The organism is Streptomyces sp. NPDC093591, assembly GCF_044764885.1.
GTDB lineage: Bacteria > Actinomycetota > Actinomycetes > Streptomycetales > Streptomycetaceae > Streptomyces.
The window spans coordinates 312,661-334,375 of the sequence record NZ_JBIWIY010000001.1 but is presented as its reverse complement, the minus strand read 5'-3'; the positions used below and the strand labels follow the sequence as shown (position 1 = coordinate 334,375).

Here is a 21,715-nt window from a genome sequence, read left to right as displayed (position 1 = left end):
GTGTTTCCCCCTCAGTCGGTCGGTCCCCCCAGCCACAGCGTACGGATCTCCGGCGTCCCACGCCCCTCAATACCCTGGGCGAGCAGGGTCAGGCCCGGCCAGTTGGGCGGTACCCAGAGCGCGTCGGGGTCACCGCCCGAGAAATCGGGCCGGTCGCCGGCCCAGACGCGCCCCACGCACTCGCCGCCGGCCCATCCGGTCACCCGGACCTGCGTGGCGTCCAGCCGGACCAGATATCCGTCCGGTGACGCCGGCAGGTCGACGTCGAGCCATGCCTCCTCCCCCGGTTTCAGCGCCAGCGGGAGCCGTACCTCCTCCGTGCGGCCGGCGCCGGCGGCGAACGCGGTCAGCAGCTCGTCGTCCTGTACCGCGCACGACCAGTCCCGTACGGAGTCGAGCGCCAGCAGTTCGGCGCGCAGGGCGGGACCGCTCGGGTGGTGCGGCAGGGTGACCGAGACCTGGTGGGTGCCTGCGGTCAGCAGCACCCAGGGGTTCTCGGCGTGGACGGTCTCCGGCTCCCCGTCGTCCACGCTCACCCGCAGCGGTTCGACGACCCCGCGCAGATGCAGCGCCGACGGGGTGGGCGAGTGGACGGTACGGGTGTAGGTGACCGGCGCCGCGACGCGGGTGCTGCTCCAGCCGCCGAGCACCCGGGTGGGCGCGGGCGCCCCCGCCCAGTGGCCGTGCACCGTCCACAGGGAGGACACGTCCGTGGTGTCCCGGACCTTCCAGAGGGTGCCGAGGCCCCGCAGCGCGCCGAGACGGAGGGCGGGCAGGCGGGCGTCGTCGAAGTTGGCGTGGCCCCAGATCTCCACGACGGCCTCGATCGCGACGCTGCCCGTCACGTCCCGTATGTCGATGCGTCGCGCCGCGCCGAACCCGGCGATCGGCGGGTGCGTCCGGCCCGCCACCGTCAGGTCGACGATGTCGGCGGCGCCGGTGAGCAGCAGCGCGTCGACGTCCGTCAGATCGGTGGTGGTCCGGTAGAGGCCACGGCCCCGGTAGGCCCCGAGTGACTCCAGCGTGGGCGGCAGCGTGTGCAGCCCGGCCGACTGCTCGGGGGCCGTGTCGGACCGCCGCCGCACCTCGCGCACGGCGGTCCGCGCGGCCTTTTCGGGCTGCTGCGGCGCGTCGGTGAGGTGCACGGTGCCGTCGGGATCGACCGACCGCAGCCGCGCGGCGTCCGCCGACGGCAGCACGACGAGCGTCACTCCCGCCACGGTCCTGTTGCCGGACACCGGGATCACGGTCCGCGTCCCGTCCAGTACGACGGTGACCGGCACGTCGGAGGAGAACACCAGCGCCCCGTCCGCGGCCGCCACGAGGTCCGCCGAGGCGAGCGTCAGGGCCGCCGCCGATCCCCAGGGCCGCAACGGTACGTCCACCGCCATCAGAGGGCAGGACCCCGGCGCGACCGCTACGGGCACGCCCTGAACGACCGCCGTGCCCGGCTCCGTTCCGAGATGCGGTACGGCCACCAGGCGGCCGCCCGCCGGCAGGTCCAGGGCGGCCGCCTCCGAACCCGTCGGGAAGTCGCAGGCCACCTCGGTGTCCGCCGCCCCCGGGACCGCGAGGGCCAGCCGGTCGCCCCACGCCTCGACGACCCGTGCGAGGACCTGCGCCTCCGCGTACTCCGGCCGGGCCACGCCGGTGGACGTGACGTATCCGCCGAAGTCGTAGCCGTGGCTCATGAAGTTGCCGGGGCGCCCCCAGTTGCCGCTCGACGGGGTGTAACCGAAGTTCCAGCCGGACGACTGGAGATACGGCGCGATCAGCTTGGCGCCGCTCGCCAGCAGCCGCCGCAGGGTCCGGTGGCGCCGGTTCGTCTCGGTGACCAGCAGCGGCACCCCGCGTTCCGCGACCAGAGCGGCGTAGCGGCGCACCTCGGCCTCGATGTCCGGGGAGTCGTCGTCCGGGTAGAAGTTGCAGGCGGGTACGACTCCGTCCACGTCCCCGGTGGCGCCCGCGAGGTCGCCCTGGCCGGAGCAGGCGATGAGCGGCACGGTGATGCCGTGCCGAAGTGCCGTGTCCCGCAGGGCGGTGAGGTACCCGGGGCGGTCCGCGCAGTCGAAGAAGTCCAGCTCGTTCTCCAACTGCACCATGATCACCGAACCGCCCGCCCCGTACTGACGCTCCGCCAGCAGCGGCAGCACCTGGTCGAACCACGCGGTGACCTGCTCCAGATAGCGGGGCTCGTTCTGACGGACCCTCAAATCGTCGTCCAGGCCCAGCCATGCGGGCAGCGCGCCGCCGTCCCACTCGGAGCAGATGTACGGTCCCGGCCGCGCGATGACGTACAGGCCCGCCTCGTGCGCGAGGTCCAGGAAGGCGGCGACGTCCCGGCGGCCCTCGAAGGACCAGCGGCCGGGCGCCAACTCGTGGAAGTTCCAGGGCAGATAGACGTCGACGCAGGTGTACCCAGACGCCCGTACCTGTTCCAGCCGCTCGCGCCACTGCTCCCGCGGGAGGCGGAAGTAGAACAGTGAGGCGCACAGCAGGGTGCGCGGACGGCCGTCGATCCACACGCCCCGGCCGTCTACGTGGATGGTGGTCACTTCACTCCCGCGCTTCCGCCGCTGATGTCCATTTCGTACAGGTACTTCTGGCCCAGGTAGTAAACGATGATCATGGGCAGTGCGAGCAGGATCGAGCCGACCATCACCAGGTTCCACGCGGGTGACTGGCCCGCCGCCGAGGTGCTGGTGATGTACTGGATGCCCAGCGACAGCGGCATCTTGGACTCGTCGTTCAGATAGATCAGCGGGCCCATGAAGTCGCCCCACGTGTGGGTCAGGGTGAAGATGCCGATCGCGATGAGCACCGGCCACAGCATCGGCAGCATGATCCGCCGGTAGATGCCGAAGAAGCCGAGACCGTCGACCATGGCCGCCTCGTCGAGCTGGCTGGGCAGCCGGGAGACGAACTGCCGTACCAGGAAGACGTTGAAGGCGTTGGAGAAGAAGTTCGGCACGATCAGCGGCAGATAGGTGTTCACCCAGCCCAGCTCCCGGAAGAGGATGAACTGCGGGATCATCGTGATCTGCGTCGGGATCATCATGGTGGCGATGACGATCAGGAACAGCGCGTTCTTGCCGGGGGCCCGCAGTCGGGCGAAGGCGTAGCCGACCAGGCCGCTGGAGAGCATCTGCCCGGCGACCGAACAGAGCGAGATGATCACCGAGTTGATCAGGAAGCGGCCCATCGGCAGCTCGGAGCCGAAGGCCCGGGTGAAGTTCTCCCAGTGGAACTCGGTCGGGAACAGGGTGAAGGAGTTGGTGTTCACCGTGGCGTCGCTGGACAGCGCGATGGAGCCGACGAACACCAGGGGCATGGTGAGGATCGCCGCCACGACGATCAGCGTCGCGTACGTGAACGGGGTGGCCCGGAACGCCCGTAGCCTGCCGGGGCCTTGTCCCATACGGGCCTTGCGCGGCGGGGCGCCCTCCTGCGTTCGCTGCGGCGCCGGGGTGGTCAGGAGGCCGGCCATCACTTCACCTCTGTTTCGTAGAACACCCAGCGCCGGGCGGTGCGGAATGCGATGAGCGTGAAGACGAGGACCACGAGGAACAGCAGCCAGGAGATCGCCGACGCGTAGCCCATGTGGTAGTTCCCGAAGGCCTCGTCGAAGAGGTAGGGCACCATCGTCTCGGCCCCGGCGTAGGCCGCGGGCAGCTTGCCCTTCGGCACCAGGATGTACACCTGGGCGAAGACCTGGAAGGCGCCGATCATCCCCATGATCAGGTTGAAGAAGATGATCGGGGTCAGGTGCGGCAGCGTGATGCTCCAGAACTGCCGCACCGCGCCCGCGCCGTCGACCTCGGCCGCCTCGTACAGCTCCTTCGGGATGCCCTTCATCGCGGCGAGCAGCAGCACCGTCGCGGCGCCCGCGCTCCATGCCGACATCACGATCAGCGCGGGGGTCGCCCAGTCCCCGTCGAGCAGCCAGGACGGGCCCGAGATGCCGAACAGGCCGAGGCCGTCATTGAACGGGCCGTTCGGGGCGAGCACCTGCCGGAAGATCATCGCCGTGGCGACGAGCGGCACCAGGGTCGGCAGATAGATCAGCGTGCGCAGCAGTTTCCGGGCGCGTACCTGCTTGTTGAGCAGATTCGCCAGCCACAGGCCGAGCACCAGGCCGAGCGGGACCGAGACCGCCGCGTAGTAGAAGGTGTGCCACAGCGCCCTCCAGAACCTGGGGTCGTCGGTGATCAGCGTGACGTAGTTCTGGAACCCGACCCAGACGGGCGAGGTGAACGAATCCCAGTCGGTCATGGAGTAGTAGAGCGACGCGATCATCGGCCCGAACAGGAAGACCAGGAACCCGATCACCCACGGCGAGACGAACAGATAGAACGAGAGCGCCTCACGGCGCCGCCGCTTCGAGGAGGTCCCGGTCTTCGGGACCTCCGTCGAGGCCGGCTTCGAGATGGCCGCCATCGCCGGTCATCCCGCGGACTTGATGATGGACTCGAGGTCCTTCTGCAGGGCGGTCAGCGCCTTCTTGGCGCTCTCCTTGCCGAGCCAGAAGTCGGCGAGGCCGGCGTCGATGGCCGACATCATCTCGTTCCACTCGGGGATGAACGGCGCGCGGAAGATGAAGTCGCTGGACTCGGCGAACGCCCCCATGTTGACGTCGTTCTTCATCCACGCGGGCTTGAGGAACGCCTGGCTCTGCTGCACCGCGAGGCTGGCCGGCACGTCCTCGCCGTCGTCGATGATCTGCCGCTGCGCCGCGTCCGAGGTGAGGAAGTCGATCGCCTTGAAGGCGTTGTCACGCTGCTCGCAGGTGCGGGAGATGGCCAGGCCGCTGCCGAACGCGGACACGGCCTGCTTCTTGCCGCGCCAGATCGGCGCGATGTCCCACGCGAACTTCGCGTCCGTCAGACCGGCCGTGACCCAGAAGCCGTTGGCGTGCGTGGCGCACTTCTGCATCGGGAAGGCCTGGTCGCCGCCGACCTCGGAGCCCATGTCGGCGTAGTCCGCCTTGCTCGGCGCCACCTTGTGCTTGAAGACCAGGTCGCCGGCCCATTGGAGCGCCTCGACGACCTCGTCGCTGTCGACGGCGGGGCGGCCGTCGGCGTCGATGATGGTGCCGCCGTTCTGGTACGCGAGGCTCCACCACTGCGGATACCACTCGGCGCCGGTGTAGCCCCACTGCTTGCCGGGGACGGTGAGCTCCTTGAAGGCGTCGAGCGCGTCGTCCCAGGTCCACTCGGCGGTGGGCGCCTTGATGCCCTTCTTCTCGTACAGGTCCTTGTTGTAGTACACGGTGATCGCGCCGGAGCGGTCCGGGATCGCGTACAGCTTGTCCTCGTACGTGTAGATGGAGCCGACCGGGCCGAACCGCTTCTCGGTGTCGAGGCCGGCCTTCTTGGCGAGGTCGTCGAGGGCCAGGAGCTGGTTCTTGCTGGAGTAGGTGTTGACGCTCTCGGCGACCTGCATGATGTCCGGGCCGCTGCCGCCCGCGATCATCGTCTGCACCTTCTGGGGGTACTGGTCGCTGGGTATCAGCTGGAGCTTGACCTTCAGCTCCGGGTACTTCTTCACCAGCAGGTCGATGCGCTTCTGGTACGTCTTGCGGTCGGCGTCGCCGCCCCAGACGGTCATGACGAGCGGGCCGCTCGAGCTTCCGCTGCCGGAACCGCACGCGGTGAGCGTCACGACCCCGGCCGCGACTCCGAGGCCGAGGAATCCCCGGCGCGACATCTGGACCTTGCCAACTGACATGGCACTACTCCTCGGTGAAAAGGGCGAACACGCAGGAAACAGCCCTCGGGAGCCCGGGCCCGGCTTCGAGTGACGGTTAAACTAACCCTCGTTAAATCTCGCTACAAGACCTTGTTTCCCACGAGTTTCAACCTGCACGACTCGAACACGAGCGAGAGTCGGCCGCACTCGGCACCCTCGGAGGACCTTCGCCGGAGGTCAGCCCTTGTCCAGGAAGCGCCGCAGCCGGGTCAGCGGCCAGGTGTTGATCACGTCGTCCTTGGTCAGCCAGCCGCGCTGCGCCGTGCCCACGCCGTAGCGCAGGTTGGCGAGGTGGATCACGGCGTGGGCGTCGCTGTCGACGGCGAACTTCACGCCGTGCCGCCTGGCCCGCAGGATGTCCTCGTCGCGCAGGTCGAGCCGGTCCGGATGGGAGTTGATCTCCAGGGCGGTGCCGGTGCGCGCACAGGCGGCGAAGACCGCGTCGAGGTCGGCGTCGATGCCCGGGCGCTTGCCGATGATGCGGGTGGTGGGGTGGCCGATGATGTTCACGTGCGGGTTCTCGCAGGCCCGCACGAACCGCCGGGTCAGCGCCTCGCGCCCCTGGTTGAAGTGCGAGTGCACCGACGCCACGCACAGGTCGAAGCCGGCGAGGAACTCGGGCGGCCAGTCCACGTCGCCGTCGGGGCCGATGTTCAGCTCCGCGCCGTGCAGCACGCGCATGCCGGCCCGCTTTCCCCGCTTGCCGTACTGTCCGTCGAGTTCGCGGACGCGTGCGCGCTGGGCCAGGATCCGTTCGTCGGTCATCCGCTGCATGGCCATGTCGGGGCCGTGATCGGTGACCGCGTAGTAGGCGTAACCGCGCTCGGCGGCCGCGGCGACCATCTCCTCCAGCGGCGCGAGACCGTCCGTGAGGTCGGTGTGGGTGTGCAGATCGCCCCGGATGTCCCGCTCCTGGACCAGCTCGGGCAGCTCGCCGCGCAGCCCGGCCGCGATCTCGCCGCGGTCCTCGCGCAGGGTGGGCGGGATCCACGGCAGGCCGAGCCGGGCGTACACGTCCTCCTCGGTCTCGGAGACGATCTTCTCGCCGGTCTCGGTGTCGAAGAGTCCGTACTCGGACAGCTTGAGCTTCTTGTGGACGGCGAGCTCGCGGGTGCGGATGTTGTGCGCCTTCGAGCCGGTGAAGTACTGCATCGCCGCGCCCCAGGAGTCCGGCGGTACGACCCGCAGGTCGACCTGGAGGCCCTTGCTGGTGCGGATCGACGTCTTCTTCTCCCCGTGCGCGATGACCTCCGAGACGTACGGCAGCTCGGTGAAGGCCCGCATCACGGGTGCGGACTTCTTCGCCGCGACGAGGACGTCGATGTCGCCGATGGTCTCGCGCACGCGGCGCAGCGATCCCGCGTAGGAGCAGCGTGTGCAGCCGGTGACCTGCGACATCTCCGCGACGATGTCCTCGGCGAGGCTCATGGCGACGTCGATCAGGACACGGTCGCCGGAGGACTGCAGCAGGCCGATGCCGTGCAGGATGTTCTCCTCCGTCTTCGGCCCGAAGCCCTTCAGGTCTCGCAGGCGTTCCTCGTGGATGGCGTCGGCGAGCTCCTCGGTGGTGGAGATGCCCAGCTCCTGGTAGATGACCAGGGCCTTCTTCGGGCCGAGCGTGGGGATCGCCGTCAGCTGCCGGACGCCGGCGGGGATCTTCGCCCGGAGCTCCTCGACGGAGGACACCTGGCCGGTGCCGAAGTACTCGATGATCTTCTGGGCGGTCGACTTGCCGACGTTGGGGATCTCCTGGAGCCCCTTGACGTCGAGTGTGGACACGTCGGCGTGATAGCCGCCGATCGACCGGGCGGCCTTTTCGTAGGTACGCGCCCTGAACGCGTCTCCTCCGGTGATCGAGATCAGATCCGCGTACTCCTGGAACAGCGCGGCGACCTCGTCGTTGGACCGAGCCACACCTCCAGGGTAGGCAAGGTGGGGCAGGGCGGCTCGGTGCCGGAACCCGATCGGGCGAGCCGCCCGTTCCGCTACTGGCCCAAGGGCGTGGGTGGCGTGGCCGCGGTGTCGAACACGGGGGTGGTCGGGAGCAGAGGGTGTGCGGTGGCCGCCCGCTCCTTGGTCAGGGCATGCGTGATCCTGCGGGCCAGGAGGGGGTCGGCCGGCAGGGTGTGCGCGGCGAACCAGCGGGCGGCGGAGGGGTCGGGGGACGGCTCGACGAACTCGGCACCGGCGTAGTCGTCGAGCGGCGGGTCGTAGACGTATCCCGCGACCACGCCGTGGTTCACCAGGCGTTCGAGCAGGGCGTCGCGGTGATGGACGAGGAGCGGGACCCGGAAGAGGGGCGGCGGGCCGTCGCCCGCCCGCTCGCGCAGGGCGGGGGTGGCCCAGGGGGTGCCCGACAGCAGTGCGACACCGGCCCTGCGGCGGGCGAGGTCGCCGTCGAGCAGAGCCATCCGCAGCTCCAACTGCCCCCGGACCAGGGCCCCGTGGCGGGTACGGAAGCCGTGCAGGTCGACCCGGACCCAGGGCTCGTAGGCGGCCAGGCTCGGCGCGTGGCATGCGCTGCCGGCGAGGCGGGGTGCGTGCAGGGCCATGCGGAAGTCGTCCCGCTCCAGCAGCCGCAGGCGCTGCATCGTGCGCCACACGGGACGCGCCAGGTGGAGCGAGCGTACGGCGGACCGGGCCAGCGGGCGCAGGGTGGTGGCCAGGTCGGCACGCAGACGGCGCGGGGTCAGCAGATCGTCGCGCAGCAGCTCCAGCTCCCGCCGGGTGCGCGCGTCGTCGACGGCCAGGAAACCGCCGGCCATCGCCGCCACGTGCTTGGACAGGCTGAACGCCGCCGCCGTGCCGAAGGTCCCGATCGGCCGGCCGTCGACATGGGTGCCGATGGCGTGCGCCGCGTCCTCGATCAGCGGGATGCCCAACTCGTCGCAGCGGCGCCGCAGTTCGGCGACACGGTCCGGCATGCCGTACAGGTTCGTGGTCAGGACGGCGTCCACGTTGCGCCAGGTGGACTCCGGTACGGCGGCCGGGTCGATGTTGCCGTCCCACTGGGACACGGGGGCTTGCACGGGGCGCAGTCCCGCGGCGAGGACGACGAAGAGGATCACGTCGTCGTTGACCGGGGACATCAGCACCCGTGCGCCCGGCCGGCACCAGCGCCGCAGCGCCAGATACAGGGCCAGTCGGGCCGAGGGCGTGTAGACGCATTCGCGTCCGATGCGCCGTGTCATCATCGCGGCGAGCCGCGATCCGTACGGCATGGTCACCTCTTCCGTGGAAGGGTACGAGGAAGGACCGCCCGAGGCAGGCGGGCGGGCACGCTCGCGGGCGTCGATCGAGGCCGTGGAGCGCGGGGTTGGAGACCGCGAGGGGCCGTGGATACGGCGCCGACGCGTGACGCGTGACGAAAGCGGACCCCGCTCAGCGGGCGCGAGCCCCTCCCATGCCCGGCAGTTGGGTCGGGCTCGAGGTACGCAAGGTGCCGACGGTCTTCAGCAGCCGGTCGGCGGGCTCGCGCAGCCCGGGGTGGGCCAGGACCGTGTTTCTCAGGCCGCGCACGGGTCTGCGCCACATCCGGTGGGCCGCCGCCACCGGGTGCGGGCGCACCGCGAACCCTTCGGCCACCCGCAGCTCACGGGTCTTGAGCCAGTCCTTGTACTCCTTCTCGCCGCGCCCCATGTCCATGAGCGTCACGCCGTCCCGGCCCGCGGCGTCGGCCATCCGCAGATGCATCATCAGTCCGGGCGAGTAGTAGCCGAACTCGGGGTCGTACGCGGTGAACCAGGCCGCGAACACCGTGCGCGACCTCGGCCCGAAGTGCGCGGCGACGGGCCGGTCACCGGCGTACACCACGGACAGGATGCCGGTGAAGTGTTCCTCGCGAACCTGGAAGAGGTGCTCGACGAGGTCGACGATCCACGGCCTGGAGAAGCGGTCCATCCGCCCCGTCCTGCGGTACTGGGCGGACTTCCACCGCATGAGCGTGCGCAGCACCCGCGGGTCGCGCTCGTCGTGGACGAACCGCACCTCGCCCACGTCCCGGCCCAGGCGGCGTTCCTTCTTCAGCGTCGTCTTGGCAAGTCCGGGGTACGCGGCGCGTAACCACCGCGCGTAGTCGCCCTCGCCGGGCTTCAGGTCGAGCACGGGAGAGGCGAACGTGCCCGTGACGTACGGGCCGAACGGCTTCTGCTCCTCGACGAGGTGATCGAACTCGAAGACGGACAGCCCGCAGGCCCGCAGCAGTTCCCGGGGGTCCCAGGTGACGCCCGGACGGTGCACGAGGGCCTGGCAGTCGGAGAGGCCGAGACCGATGGCCCGCCCGACTCCGAAGGCGGTGCGCTCGTACGGGAGGAAGCCGACGGCCTCCCCGTCCTCGTGCAGCACCGCCACCCGCGCCCCGCCCCGGTGCCTGCCGACTCCGACGGCGAACTCCGGCGCCAGGAAAGGGTTGGCGTACTCGGGCGACTCGTCCATCGCCCGGTGCCACGCCCGGCGCAGCGACTCGTCCAGTTCCTCGGGTCTGTGAATCGTGATGGCGCTGTTGGACCGCACGGCGACCACTCCCCCCAAAAGTCCCCCCAGGACGCGTTCTTAGCGCCTCGCCACAATTTCCCCCATGTCGAACTTTGCGGCGAACTTTGCGGCGAGGCTCAAACGTCGCGAAACAGTACGCACGCTGTCAAGGCGCCTGCAGGAACCTTTAGCTGTGCTTGGTACGCACCGGGCCGACCGACGACGAACGCTCAGCGGATCGCCACGACGACATGGCTGGCGCCGTACTGCCAGACGACTCCGGTGTGCCCGAACCCCGCCTGCCGCAGCAGCCGTTGATGCGCGGACACCGACAGGCGCGCCGCGCTGTCCGCCGTACCGCCCTGCGGCTGCCGGCGGCGACGTTCGGCGAGGAGGTCGGTCAGCTCGGGATCCTTCGCGACGGCCGTCCACCAGGAGGCCCAGTCCTCGTGGGCGAAGGCCTGCCCGCGTTCGGCGTGGCGGCGACCGACGCATCCGGTGAGTTCGGCGAGCCGGGCGTCGTCGTGCGGGAAGTGGTCACCGTTGACGAGGACGCCACCGGGCCGCAGCAGCGCCGCGAGCTGCCGGTAGACGCGGTACAGGGCGTCCACGCCCAGATAGTGCAGGGCCGTCGTCGACACGGCCGCGTCGAGCGGGCGGTCCAGCCGCAGGGCCGTCGTCCAGCCCTCCTCGCCGATCACCACGTCGACATAGCGGGCCGCGTCCGCGTGGTGGGTGCGGGCCAGCTCCAGCAGCAGCGGATCCATGTCCACGCCCACGATGTCGGCGTGCGGCAACTGCCGGGCCAGCCGGGCCGCCAGCGATCCGGGACCGCAGCCGAGGTCGACGACCAGCGGCCTGGCCGGGCCGCCCGCCACGGTCTGCTCGACCACGTCGCCGATCACCGTGAAACGCTCCTCACGGTCCACGGCGTACCGCTGCTGCTGGCGTTCCCAGCGCTCCACCCATCGCTCCGCCGTCGCCAGGCTCAGCCCCATCCGGTCGTGCCACCTCGCCGTCTCGCGCCTGTCTCACCCTCTTGGCCCGACACTACAAGATGGAAACGGTTCCCATTACCCCTCATGGCGGTACGTCACCCGAGGGTGGCAAGGACAGCCAGCAGCCGGTCGACCTCCTCGGCGGTGTTGTAGACGTGCAGGCTCACCCGCACCGAGCCGGTCCGCTCCCCCGCGCTGCCCTGGCAGTGCTGGTCGGAGCGGACCATGAAGCCGTGGCTGAAGAGGATGAAGCCCAGGTCACCGGAGTCGACGGCACGGTGGCGGAAGGTGACGATGCCCTGGCGCCGCTGTACGGACGAGTCGGCGGCCAGGCTGCTCTGGCAGCCGAGGATCTCGTACGCGTCGAGGTGCCGCAGCCCGTCGGTGAGCCGGGCCGCCAGGGCGACCGTCCACTGCTCGATCCGGTCGGTGCCGGCGGCGTCCAGCCAGTCCAGGGCGGCGGCGAGGGAGGCGATGCCGACCGTGTTGGGGGTGCCGGACCAGCCGCCCGGTGTGAACTCCGGGCCGCGCGCCTGGCGGGCCCAGACCGCTCCCGTGCCGGGCAGCGCCATGGCCTTGTGCCCGGAGAAGACGACGAAGTCGACGTCCAGGTCGGCCACGGACACGGGCAGATGGCCGGTGCTCTGGGCGGCGTCCAGGCAGATGACCGCGTCCGGGCCGACCGCCCGGCGGATGCGGTGGATGTTCATGTCGCCGCCGTACACGTGGTGGACGTGACTGGCGGCGACGAACCGGGTGCGCGGACCGGCCAGTTCCGTGAGCGCGGTGTGGTCGTAGTCGCCGGACGCCTGCTGGTACGGCATCGGCCGGACGCGGATGTGGACGCCCTCCCGCGCCAGTTGCCGTTGGGTCTCCAGCCAGGGCGCGATATTCGCCTCGTGGTCGGCGAACGGGACGACGATCTCGTCGCCGTCGGCGAGGAGCCCGGGCAGCCAGTCCCGGGCGATGCCGCGCAGCCCCTCGGTGGTGCCGCTGGTGAAGTGCACGGCCGACCGAGTCGGGGCGGGGTCGCCCAGGAACCGCCGGACCCGGTCGCGGGTCTGCTCGACCAGGGACGTGGTCCGGTTGGCCCAGGTGTAGGTGCCGCGTCCCGCGTTGGCGTTGGTCGTGGTGAGGTAGGTGTGGACGGAGTCGAGGACGGCCTGCGGTTTCTGGGCGGTGGCGGCGCTGTCCAGGTAGGCCAGCTCCGGGTGTGCGGTGATGATCGGGAACTGGGCGCGCAGAGCGCGCTGCCACTCCCCCAACTCCTCGATGAGGGCGGCGTCTTGGGTGGTGTGCGTCCTGGGTACGGTCATGGCGTCAGTCCCGTACGAGGGGTGCGCCCGCGTCGCGCCAGGCGATGACACCGCCGGTGAGGCTGCGGACGTCGGGGTGTCCCATCCGGGTCAGCAGGGCGGCGTAGCGGGCGGACTTCTCACCGACCGGGCAGGCCAGCAGGACCGGGCGGTTGCGGCTGAACGGCAGCCCGCCGTGCAGGAGTTCCTCGAAGAGCTCGTCGACGATGTTGACCGAGCCGTCGATGTGCAGGGCGGCGTAGGCGTAGGGGCTGCGCAGGTCGACGACGAGTGGCTCTCCGGTGGCGATCCACGCCTGGGCGTCGGCGACGCCGATGGCCGGTGCCGTGCGTATCTCGGCGTCCGACAGGTCGGCCGGCGAGTTCTGGCGGCGGGGGCGGCCGAAGAGGTCGGGGCGCCGCTGCCGGACGTAGCTGAGGTAGCTCTCGACGCGGTCGCAGACGATGAAGACAGCCGATCGCCGCTCCGCAGGTTCCTCCTCGGTCAACTCCTGGTCGGCGGCGCGCAGTTGGCGTACGGCTCCGAAGTAGGCGGCCCCGCCGGTCGGGCCGGCCAGGATGCCGCAGCGGCGGTTGAGGGTCAGCATTCCCTCGATGGCCTCGTCGGCGCTGACGGCCTCGATGGTGTCGTAGGTACCGGGGTCGAACAGGCCCACCTCGTGCGCCTCGTCGATGGTGCGGATGCCGGGGATGAAGTCGGACTTGGCCGCGACCAGACCGGCGACCCGTACGGCGGGGTCGTGTTCGCGCAGGGCGCGGGCGACGCCGGTGGACGAGCCGGCGGTGCCCACGCAGGCGATGAACCAGTCCGGGGCCCGGCCGTCGAGGTCCTTGACGATCTCCGGTCCGGTGCCGGTGAAGTGGGCCTCGGTGTTGCGCGGGTTGAAGTACTGGTCGGTGTGCAGATAGGTGCTGTCGGGTGCGGAGAGGGTGCGGTGGAACAGGGTGAGCGGGTCGTCGGTGGCGGTCGGGTCCAGGCACTCGCTCTGGCCGGGGAGTTCCTCGATCTCCGCGCCGAGCAGCAGGAGCAGGTCCTTGATCTCCGGGATGCGCATCCGGTTGGTGACGCTCTTGAAGGTCAGGCCGTGCATGCCCGCGAGGACGGCCAGGGCCTTGGCGGTGTTGCCGCTGGACAGCTCGACCACCTGGCCGCCGTCCTCGGCCGCCCCGGACAGGTGTGGTCGCGCCATGTTCCAGGCGGCCCGGTCCTTGACCGATCCGAAGGGGTTGAGCAGTTCGAGCTTGGCGTACAGGTCGATGTGCCTGAGGCCGTGCACGGCCGGGTCGATGCGCACCAGCGGTGTGTTGCCGATGGCCTCGGTGATGCTGTCGTACCTCACTGCGCTCCCCCCACGGGTGTGGTCGGCCAGTACTGGTCGTCCAGGCACCAGCGCCATGTGTCGCCCTCCTGCCAGGCGGCGACCTTGCGCGCGGAGGGCTGGTGCTGGGCACGGGTGGCGTGGAAGTCCATGCAGTAGCCGGCCGTGTTGGCGAACGCCAGCAGATCGCCCGGCTCGGGGCGGCGCGGCAGGAAGACGGTGCGGCGGGTGATCAGGTCGGTCTCCAGGCAGAGGCTGCCGAAGAGATGGACGGCGACCGGTTCGGCAGCGGCGCCGACCCCCGCCCCTGTGCCTGCGCCTGCCGCCGCCGGGTCCCGTGGGACGACGACGGGGTCCATCAGCACCCCGTGCTCCTCCAGTGCCACGTCGTCGGCCTTGGCCGCCAGCCGTACGAGAAGGGGGCCGCGGGCCTCCCCCTCGCGCACCTCCAGCACCTTCGTCAGGGTCAGTCCGCACTGGTCGAGGAGGGCTCGGCCGGGTTCGGTGTGCAGGTCGTACAGGTGCTCCAGGAGCAGGGCGGCCAGGGGGCGGCCGCCCAGGGACGCGGCCGGGTGCGAGAGCAGTTCGTCGAGGTAGCGGGCTCCGGCGACGGGGCGGTGGGCGGGGTACAGGCCGAGCGTGCCGCGCAGGGTGCCGGCCTCGTTGCGCAGTCCGTAGCCGTGGCCGCCGTAGGTCAGGGGCGGGCGGGTGCCCAGCACGGCTTCGGTGAGTTCGGTCGTGTATCGGTCCCACTGCCCGCCGTGCGCGAGGTAGTTGACGCCGAACCCGCCGCCGATGTCCACGGCCCTGGGCCTGAGCCCGCGGCTGCGGCACTCCTCCAGCACCCGCAGACAGCCCTCCAGCGCCGTGGCCTTCTCGGTGAGGCTCGTCGTGTCCAGGTGGTAGGCCACGCCGACCAGGTCGACCACGTCGGCGTGCCGCTCGACGGCCTCCAGGAGAGGTTCCGACTCCCCTGCCGGGGTGCCGAATCGGCTCCGCCGGCTCAGCACTCGTACGCCAGACGTCTCGAAGCCCGACAGCCGCAGCAGGATGCGGGCGCGGGGCAGCGTGTGTTTGCGTACCAGCGTGGCGAGTTGCTCCAGCTCGCCACGCGTGTCGAGGCTGACGGTGACCGACGTACGGGCCGCCAGCCACAGGAATTCGGGGTTCTTCGGCCCTGTGGCGGTGATCCGGTCGGGGGTGAGGCCGGCGCCGAGGGCGTGCTGCAGTTCCTCCAGCGAGGCGACGTCCACACCGGCTTCCGTGGCGGCGAGCCGCCGCAGCAGGGCGCTGGACCGGTTGGCCTTGTGGGCGAAGTAGACCTGGCCGGACAGGTGGTGGGTGCCGTACACCGAGCGGAACTGCTGGAGATTGTCGGCGAGTTGGTCGGGGACCACCACGTTCAAGGGCGACCCGAGCGCGTCGGTCAGCGTGTGCAGCAGCTGCGTGGAGTGCAGCAACGAGCGCGATCGCGACTCCAGCCGCGGTTCGAGATACAGGGGCTGCCCGCCCATGCCTGGCCCTCCCCAGCACTCGGGCCCGACCTCCCGGGCACTGCCGATCACTCCCCGCGGTTCGCCGTATAGCTCCTTTCCCTTCCTCCGAGTGGTTTACGCCCCGTACCTGCCGCAGTGGGCGGTACGTCGAGAGATGGCGGGAACCCACGGGGTGCATCACCAACCCTTTTGCTCAACTTCCTTCTCTCGTACCGTCATTGCGGAATTGAAATGACCATGACGATGGAAGAGGCTGCATGGGCAGAGGTCTGCTGTCACTGGTTCTCGCCGCGGTCACCGGAGCGGCGCTGCTCGCGGCGCCCGCGACCGCCGCGCCGGCACCGCCGTCCGGAACGTCCGCGCCGCCCGGTCCGTCCGATGTCTACCGCCCGGTCCGTGGGCCGGCCGCCCCCGCGGAGTACCGCTACCTCCAGAAGACCCTGCCGGGCGAGTCGATGCCGCGCCACGCCCATGACCTCGCCGCCGCGCAGGCCCGCGCACTGCCGACCGTCGGCGGACGCTGGAAGGGCATCGGCCCCACCAACATCGGCGGACGGATCGTGTCCCTCGCGCTCGACCCCAAGCGCGCCGACACCCTGTACGCCGCCGCCGCGAGCGGCGGGCTGTGGCGCAGCACCGACGCCGGGGCGACGTTCCACTCGGTGTGGCCCGACAGCTGGACCCAGGCCATGGGCGCGGTGGCCACCGCCCCCGACGGCACCCTGTACGTGGGCACCGGTGAGCCCAATCCGGGGGGCGGGAGCATCACTTACGAGGGGACGGGCCTGTACCGGAGCCGGGACGGCGGCAAGAGCTGGACGCCGATCGGGCTGCGCGACTCCGGCGCGATCAGTGCCATCACCGTCGACCCCGCCAACCCGCGCCGTATCTATGTCGCCGCGGCCGGCTCGCTGTACAACGGCGGTGGCGACCGTGGCGTCTATCGCTCGGAGGACGGCGGCTCCTCCTGGAAGCGGATCCTCACCGGCGCCAACGAGTTCACCGGCGCCACGGAGATCGTCATCGACGGCGACCGGCTCTACGCCGTGCTGTGGGACCACCGGCGCACACCCGAGCTGCGGACGTACGGCGGTGTCGGCTCGGGCGTCTTCCGCAGCACGGACGACGGCGCGACCTGGCAGCGGCTCGGCGGCGGACTGCCCGCCGAGGGCCCCGACGTGGGCCGTATCGGCCTGGCGGTGGCGGGCGAGAAGCTCTACGCGATCGCCAACAAGGCCAGTGGTCCCTTCGAGGGTTTCTACGCCTCCGCCGACGGCGGCGACAACTGGACGCGCACTCCTGCCAACGCGGACCTCACGGGCTCCCAGTCCAGCTTCGGCTGGTGGTTCGGCAAGGTGTGGATCGACCCGCGCGACAGCGAGCACGTGCATGTGGCCGGCGTCCCCCTGATGACCACGAAGGACGGCGGCGGCACCTGGAGCGCCGACGACACCAGCCTGCACGTCGACCACCACGCCATGGTGTGGGACCCACGCCGCCCGGGCCGCGTGTACATAGGCAACGACGGAGGCGTCTACCGCTCCGATGCCAACGGCGACGGCGGCTGGGTCAAGGCACGCCACCAGCCGTACACCCAGCTCTACAGCGCGGCGATCAGCCCGCAGGACGTCACCAGGATCTCGGGCGGCGCCCAGGACAACGGCTCCCTGCGCTCCTGGGGCGGAGAGTCGTTCAACGAGTACCTGGGCGGCGACGGCGAGGAGAACCTGATCAACCCGACCGACGTGAACAACGTCTTCGCCTGCTACCAGTACGGCAACTGCTTCAGCTCCACCGACGGCGGCGACACACTCACGTACTTCGCCGACCGGACGACGTACCAACGCCGCAACTGGTTCACCCCGGTGGTCTTCGACCCGCGCGACCCGAAGATCCTCTACTACGGCTCGGAGGTGCTCAACCGCTCCACGGACGGGGGCGAGACGTGGCGGCCGGTCAGTCCGGACCTGTCGGGCGGCCCGGGCCCCGACCCGATCTACACCAACTACGGGACGATCACTTCCATCGCCCCGGCCGGCGACGGACGCACCGTGTACGTGGGCACGGACGACGGCCGCGTCTGGGTCACCAGGGACCTCGGGGCGACCTGGACGAAGCTGGCCGAGGGACTGCCCTGGGTGACCCGGGTGGTCGTCGACCCGAAGAACCCCGACCGCGTCTGGACCACACACTCCGGCTACCGTTCGGGCTCCCCGCTGCCCCATGTGTACGGCAGCACGGACGGCGGCCGGCACTGGCGGAACCTGTCCGGCAACCTCCCGGCGGCCCCCGTCAACGACCTGGTCGTCGCCCGCGGCGGCATCCTCTACATCGCCACCGACCAGGGCGTGTTCACCAGTGTCACGGGCGTCCCCCACTGGCTGCGCCTCGGCCGGGGCATGCCGCAGGTGCCGGTCGACGACATCGAGTACGACGCCGGTCACCATCGTCTGGTGGCCGCGACGTTCGGCAGGGGCTTCTACGAACTGACCACGCTGTGACGGAGGTTCCGGGCCCGGACCACCGGGCCCGGAACCCCCCGTTCCGCGGTGATGACCGTGCGTTTGACGCGCTCCCTCAGCCACCCTGCCCTGCGATGTTGACCATCCAGGTGATGCCGAAGCGGTCCGTGCACATGCCGAAGACGTCACCCCACATCTGCTTCTCCAGCGGCACGGTCACTGAGGCGCCGTCGGACAGCTTCTCCCAGTAGCCGCGCAGTTCGGCGTCGTCGTCGCCGCTGAGGCTCACGGAGATGTTGTTGCCCGGGTTGTGATCACCCGTCGGGGTGTCGGCACCCATCAGGGTGAAGTCGCTGGGGGTCTCCAGCATGCCGTGCATGATCTTGTCGGCCATCGGGGTGTCCTTCTGGCCGAATTCGGCGTAGGTGTTGAGCACCAAAGTGCCGCCGAAGACCTCCTTGTAGAACTCCATCGCCTGCCGGGCGTCACCGGCGAAGGTGATGTACGGGTTGAGACGCGAGGCCATGAATCCTCCAGGAATAGGGCCACAGGCCGACTTCAAGGAAGGTAGCGCGGGCCACTGACAACGGCCCGCGCACACCACCACATGGCCTACGGCGCCCCCTACAAGGTGCGCTCCAGCCGGTCCGCCACCAGCTTCACGAAACGCGCGGGATCCTTGGACTGGCCGCCCTCGGCGAGCACCGCCAGCGTGTGGAGCAGTTCGACGGACTCGGCGAGCTCCGTGCGGTCCTCGCGCTCCTTGTACGCCTGGTTCAGGCCCTTCACCAGCGGGTGGCCGGGGTTGAGCTCCAGGATCCGCTTGGTGCGCGGCACCTCCTGGCCCATCGCCCGGTACATGTTCTCCAGGGCCGGGGTCAGATCGTGCGCGTCGGAGACCACGCAGGCCGGAGAGACGGTGAGCCGCGTCGACAGGCGCACCTCCTTGATGTCCTCGTCCAGCTGCTCGCCCATCCAGCCGAGCAGACCGGAGTACTCCTCGGCCTGCTTCTCCCGCTCGTCGTCGGTGTTCTCGTCCCCCTTGGCGTCCAGGTCGATCTCGCCCTTGGCGACGGAGCGCAGCCGCTTGCCCTCGTACTCGCCGACGGTGTCGACCCACACCTCGTCGACGGCGTCGGTGAGCAGCAGGACCTCGATGCCCTTGTCCCGGAACGCCTCCATGTGCGGGGAGTTCTCGATGCTCTGCCGGGACTCGCCGGTGATGTAGTAGATGTCGTCCTGGCCGTCCTTCATCCGCTCCACGTACTGCGCCAGCGTGGTCGGCTCGTCGTCCGAGTGCGTGGTCGCGAATGAGGAGGCGGCGAGGATGGCGTCGCGGTTCTCGGAGTCGGTGACCAGGCCCTCCTTCAGGACGGTGCCGAACTCCCGCCAGAAGGTGGCGTAGCGGTCGCTGTCCTTGGTCATGAACTCCTTGACCGTGGACAGGACCTTCTTCGTCAGCCGGCGCTGCATCATCCGGATGTGCCGGTCCTGCTGGAGGATCTCGCGGGAGACGTTGAGCGAGAGGTCCGCCGCGTCGACGACGCCCTTGACGAAGCGGAGGTAGGGCGGCAGCAGCGCCTCGCAGTCGTCCATGATGAAGACGCGCTTCACATACAGCTGGACGCCGCGCTTGAAGTCCCGCGTGAACAGGTCGTGCGGGGCGTGCGAGGGGATGAACAGCAGCGACTGGTACTCGAAGGTGCCCTCCGCCTGGAGCCGGATCGTCTCCAGCGGTTCGCGCCAGTCGTGGCTGATGTGCTTGTACAGCTCGTGGTACTCGTCGTCGGACACCTCGTCGCGCGAACGCGCCCACAGGGCCTTCATGGAGTTCAGCGTCTCGGGTTCGGCCGGGGTGTCGCCGTCGCCCTCGGCCGCCTCCGGGACCATCCGGATCGGCCAGGTGATGAAGTCGGAGTACCGCTTGACGATCTGCCTGATCTGCCACGGGGAGGTGTAGTCGTGCAGCTGGTTCTCGGGGTCGGCGGGCTTGAGGTGGAGCGTGACGGACGTGCCCTGCGGCGCGTCCTCGGCGGTCTCGAGCGTGTAAGTGGCCTCGCCGCGCGACGTCCAGCGGGTCCCCTGGCTCTCGCCGGCCCGCCGGGTCACCAGCGTCACCTCGTCGGCCACCATGAAGCCGGAGTAGAAGCCGACACCGAACTGGCCGATGAGCCCCTCGGCCCCGGCCGCGTCCTTGGCCTCCCGCAGCTCCTTGAGGAACGTGGCCGTTCCCGAGTTGGCGATGGTGCCGATGAGCTGCCCCACCTCGTCGTACGACATCCCGATGCCGTTGTCCCGCACCGTGAGGGTACGGGCCTCCTTGTCGACGGCGATCTCGATGTGCAGGTCTGACACGTCGGCGTCGAGGGAGTCGTCCCGCAGCTTCTCCAGGCGCAGCTTGTCGAGCGCGTCGGAGGCGTTGGAGACGAGCTCCCGCAGGAAGACATCCTTGTTCGAGTAGACCGAGTGGATCATCAGCTGGAGCAGCTGACGGGCCTCTACCTGGAACTCAAACGTCTCGGTCGGCATGGTTCGCGACTACCTCACAGGTTCAGTCACCGGAACTGGTCGCAGTCACTGTAAGACACGAGGTCGGCGCGGAGTGGCGCGGTGCGGAAACAGCGGGGCCAGGGAGTTCAGGCGAGGTGGGCGAAGACGACCAGGTTCGCGGTGTAGTCCTTGACCTGCCGGTCGTAGTCCCCCGCGCAGGTGATGAGCCGGACCTGGGCCCGGGGGGTGTCGCCGTACACGCGCCGGCTCGGAAAGCTGTCCTTGTCGAACGTCTCCACGCTGTCGATCACGAAGGACGCGCTGCGCCCGTCGGCCCGCTCCACCTGGAAGCGGTCCCCCTTCTTCAGCTCGCTGAGGTTCGCGAACACCGCGGCGGAGGTCGCCGTGTCCACGTGTCCGGCGATGATCGACGTGCCCGTCTCACCGGGGGATGCCCCCTTGGCGTACCAGCCGACGAGGTTGGTGTCGTGGGCCGGTGGGGGCTGGAGCTGGCCCGAACTGCCGATGGCGAGGTCGGTGAAGGGCGCGTCGACCGAGATCTTGGGGATGAGCAGGCGGGTCGGCCGGGACCGGGGCAGATGCTTGCCCACATGCCATCGGGCGGGCGAGGACGACTCGGCCGCCGACGGGGTGTGCGGTTCGACCGCGGGGGGAGCGTGCGGGGCGGAGCGGCCTCCGGGCTCCTCGTACCGGCCGTCCGGGAGGGTCACCATCAGTGTGATGACGGCGACCACGCTCCAGAACGTCACCGCGGCTGCGCGCCTTATCCGCCGTGAGGCCACGGAACCGGCGTCGTGGAGGGCCGGGTCGGCATCGGGGGAAGAGGAACGGCCGGCGGCCATCGGGCACCACCTCACTGGGGCACGGCTGGGGACACAGCGGACGGGAGGGCGGGCGGGGCCGCCGCGACGCGCGGCGCACGTGCGGCGGCCACAGCGGTCATGCGGTCAGGCATGGGTCAGGACGCGGATCCGGGTGCCTTCTTGCGACGCAGCGCGTACAGGCCGGTGCCGGCGACCGCCAGCGCGGCCAGCCCGCCGGTCGTGACACCCGGCGAGGCGAGACCGCCGCCTCCGGTGTGCATCCCTCCGTGCGGCTTGCCGTGGTCCTCGCCCCAGGAGTCCTCGTCGTGGCCACCGCCCCACGAGTCCTTCCCGTGGTCGTCTTCCTTCCAGGACCCCTTGTCGTGGTCGCCGCCCCAGGAGTCCTCGTCGTGGCCGCCGTCCTTGCTCCGGTAGCTGTCCGGGTCGTGCTTGGGGTCCTTGCCACCGCCCCAGTCGTCGTCGTTGTGCAGGGCGGCCAGCGCTCCGCCGCCCGTGCGCATCCCGCCACGGGGCTCCTCGTGCTTGCCCCCCTCCTCGTGCTTGCCTCCCTCGTCGTGCTTGCCCCCGTC

15 protein-coding genes and 1 pseudogene are annotated in these 21,715 nt (G+C 70.2%); 1 reads left to right on the top strand and 15 read right to left on the bottom strand.

Annotation, left to right across the window (positions count from 1 at the left end; genetic code table 11):
• Positions 1-11: 11 nt before the first annotated feature.
• From ACIREI_RS01430 to ACIREI_RS01380, 11 genes are all read right to left on the bottom strand, one after another.
• Positions 12-2,555, bottom strand: a complete 2,544-nt coding sequence (locus tag ACIREI_RS01430) for a beta-galactosidase (protein WP_403326012.1) — start codon at positions 2,553-2,555, stop codon at positions 12-14.
• Complete coding sequence (locus ACIREI_RS01425) at positions 2,552-3,487, bottom strand: carbohydrate ABC transporter permease (RefSeq protein WP_403326010.1); 936 nt, start codon at positions 3,485-3,487, stop codon at positions 2,552-2,554. The genes ACIREI_RS01430 and ACIREI_RS01425 overlap by 4 nt, the downstream gene beginning before the upstream one ends.
• Positions 3,487-4,437 (bottom strand): carbohydrate ABC transporter permease, encoded by a 951-nt coding sequence (locus ACIREI_RS01420; RefSeq protein WP_403326008.1) that lies wholly within the window; start codon positions 4,435-4,437, stop codon positions 3,487-3,489. Before ACIREI_RS01420 ends, ACIREI_RS01425 begins: the two co-directional genes overlap by 1 nt.
• Before the next feature lie 6 nt (positions 4,438-4,443).
• Entirely contained in the window at positions 4,444-5,727 is a 1,284-nt protein-coding gene (locus ACIREI_RS01415) for an ABC transporter substrate-binding protein (protein ID WP_403326005.1), read from the bottom strand.
• A gap of 198 nt (positions 5,728-5,925) precedes the next feature.
• Complete coding sequence (gene polX, locus ACIREI_RS01410; protein WP_403326003.1) at positions 5,926-7,662, bottom strand: DNA polymerase/3'-5' exonuclease PolX; 1,737 nt, start codon at positions 7,660-7,662, stop codon at positions 5,926-5,928.
• Between the two features lie 71 nt (positions 7,663-7,733).
• Entirely contained in the window at positions 7,734-8,975 is a 1,242-nt protein-coding gene (locus tag ACIREI_RS01405) for a DegT/DnrJ/EryC1/StrS family aminotransferase (protein WP_403326000.1), read from the bottom strand.
• Positions 8,976-9,129: 154 nt separating this feature from the next.
• Positions 9,130-10,260, bottom strand: coding sequence for a GNAT family N-acetyltransferase (locus ACIREI_RS01400; protein ID WP_403325998.1), 1,131 nt, complete (start codon positions 10,258-10,260; stop codon positions 9,130-9,132).
• A gap of 191 nt (positions 10,261-10,451) precedes the next feature.
• The gene (locus ACIREI_RS01395) at positions 10,452-11,219 is read right to left on the bottom strand and encodes a class I SAM-dependent methyltransferase (RefSeq protein ID WP_403325996.1); all 768 of its coding nucleotides are present in this window, start codon (positions 11,217-11,219) and stop codon (positions 10,452-10,454) included.
• Positions 11,220-11,314: 95 nt separating this feature from the next.
• Positions 11,315-12,535 carry an aminotransferase class V-fold PLP-dependent enzyme gene (locus tag ACIREI_RS01390; protein WP_403325994.1) on the bottom strand — a complete coding sequence of 407 codons (1,221 nt, stop codon included), beginning with the start codon at positions 12,533-12,535 and terminating at the stop codon, positions 11,315-11,317.
• A gap of 4 nt (positions 12,536-12,539) precedes the next feature.
• Positions 12,540-13,874, bottom strand: a complete 1,335-nt coding sequence (locus tag ACIREI_RS01385) for a pyridoxal-phosphate dependent enzyme (RefSeq protein WP_403325992.1) — start codon at positions 13,872-13,874, stop codon at positions 12,540-12,542.
• Positions 13,871-15,367: a Y4yA family PLP-dependent enzyme gene (locus ACIREI_RS01380; protein ID WP_403325990.1), complete on the bottom strand. Its 1,497-nt coding sequence runs from the start codon at positions 15,365-15,367 to the stop codon at positions 13,871-13,873. The genes ACIREI_RS01385 and ACIREI_RS01380 overlap by 4 nt, the downstream gene beginning before the upstream one ends.
• 239 nt (positions 15,368-15,606) lie before the next feature.
• Between ACIREI_RS01380 and ACIREI_RS01375 the strand changes: the two genes are divergently transcribed.
• Entirely contained in the window at positions 15,607-17,850 is a 2,244-nt protein-coding gene (locus ACIREI_RS01375; protein ID WP_403325988.1) for a glycosyl hydrolase, read from the top strand.
• A gap of 76 nt (positions 17,851-17,926) precedes the next feature.
• Here ACIREI_RS01375 and ACIREI_RS01370 read toward each other — a convergent pair whose 3' ends face one another.
• The 4 genes and pseudogenes from ACIREI_RS01370 to ACIREI_RS01355 form a co-directional block, all read right to left on the bottom strand.
• Positions 17,927-18,337 carry a VOC family protein gene (locus ACIREI_RS01370; RefSeq protein ID WP_403325985.1) on the bottom strand — a complete coding sequence of 137 codons (411 nt, stop codon included), beginning with the start codon at positions 18,335-18,337 and terminating at the stop codon, positions 17,927-17,929.
• 98 nt (positions 18,338-18,435) lie between these two features.
• Entirely contained in the window at positions 18,436-20,340 is a 1,905-nt protein-coding gene (htpG, locus tag ACIREI_RS01365; protein ID WP_403325984.1) for a molecular chaperone HtpG, read from the bottom strand.
• A gap of 107 nt (positions 20,341-20,447) precedes the next feature.
• On the bottom strand, positions 20,448-21,164 hold the full coding sequence (locus ACIREI_RS01360; RefSeq protein WP_403325981.1) for a class F sortase: 717 nt from the start codon (positions 21,162-21,164) through the stop codon (positions 20,448-20,450).
• Positions 21,165-21,280: 116 nt separating this feature from the next.
• Positions 21,281-21,715, bottom strand: a pseudogene (locus tag ACIREI_RS01355) (hypothetical protein); the annotation flags it as partial.

What these genes read in the sequence shown, in the direction of transcription:
- ACIREI_RS01425 (WP_403326010.1), bottom strand. Translation starts at nt 3,487, where the DNA reads ATGGCCGGCCTCCTGACCACCCCGGCGCCGCAGCGAACGCAGGAGGGC.
- ACIREI_RS01420 (WP_403326008.1), bottom strand. Translation starts at nt 4,437, where the DNA reads ATGGCGGCCATCTCGAAGCCGGCCTCGACGGAGGTCCCGAAGACCGGG.
- ACIREI_RS01415 (WP_403326005.1), bottom strand. Translation starts at nt 5,727, where the DNA reads ATGTCAGTTGGCAAGGTCCAGATGTCGCGCCGGGGATTCCTCGGCCTC.
- ACIREI_RS01395 (WP_403325996.1), bottom strand. Translation starts at nt 11,219, where the DNA reads ATGGGGCTGAGCCTGGCGACGGCGGAGCGATGGGTGGAGCGCTGGGAA.
- ACIREI_RS01390 (WP_403325994.1), bottom strand. Translation starts at nt 12,535, where the DNA reads ATGACCGTACCCAGGACGCACACCACCCAAGACGCCGCCCTCATCGAG.
- ACIREI_RS01380 (WP_403325990.1), bottom strand. Translation starts at nt 15,367, where the DNA reads ATGGGCGGGCAGCCCCTGTATCTCGAACCGCGGCTGGAGTCGCGATCG.
- ACIREI_RS01375 (WP_403325988.1), top strand. Translation starts at nt 15,607, where the DNA reads ATGGGCAGAGGTCTGCTGTCACTGGTTCTCGCCGCGGTCACCGGAGCG.
- ACIREI_RS01370 (WP_403325985.1), bottom strand. Translation starts at nt 18,337, where the DNA reads ATGGCCTCGCGTCTCAACCCGTACATCACCTTCGCCGGTGACGCCCGG.
- htpG (WP_403325984.1), bottom strand. Translation starts at nt 20,340, where the DNA reads ATGCCGACCGAGACGTTTGAGTTCCAGGTAGAGGCCCGTCAGCTGCTC.
- ACIREI_RS01360 (WP_403325981.1), bottom strand. Translation starts at nt 21,164, where the DNA reads ATGGCCGCCGGCCGTTCCTCTTCCCCCGATGCCGACCCGGCCCTCCAC.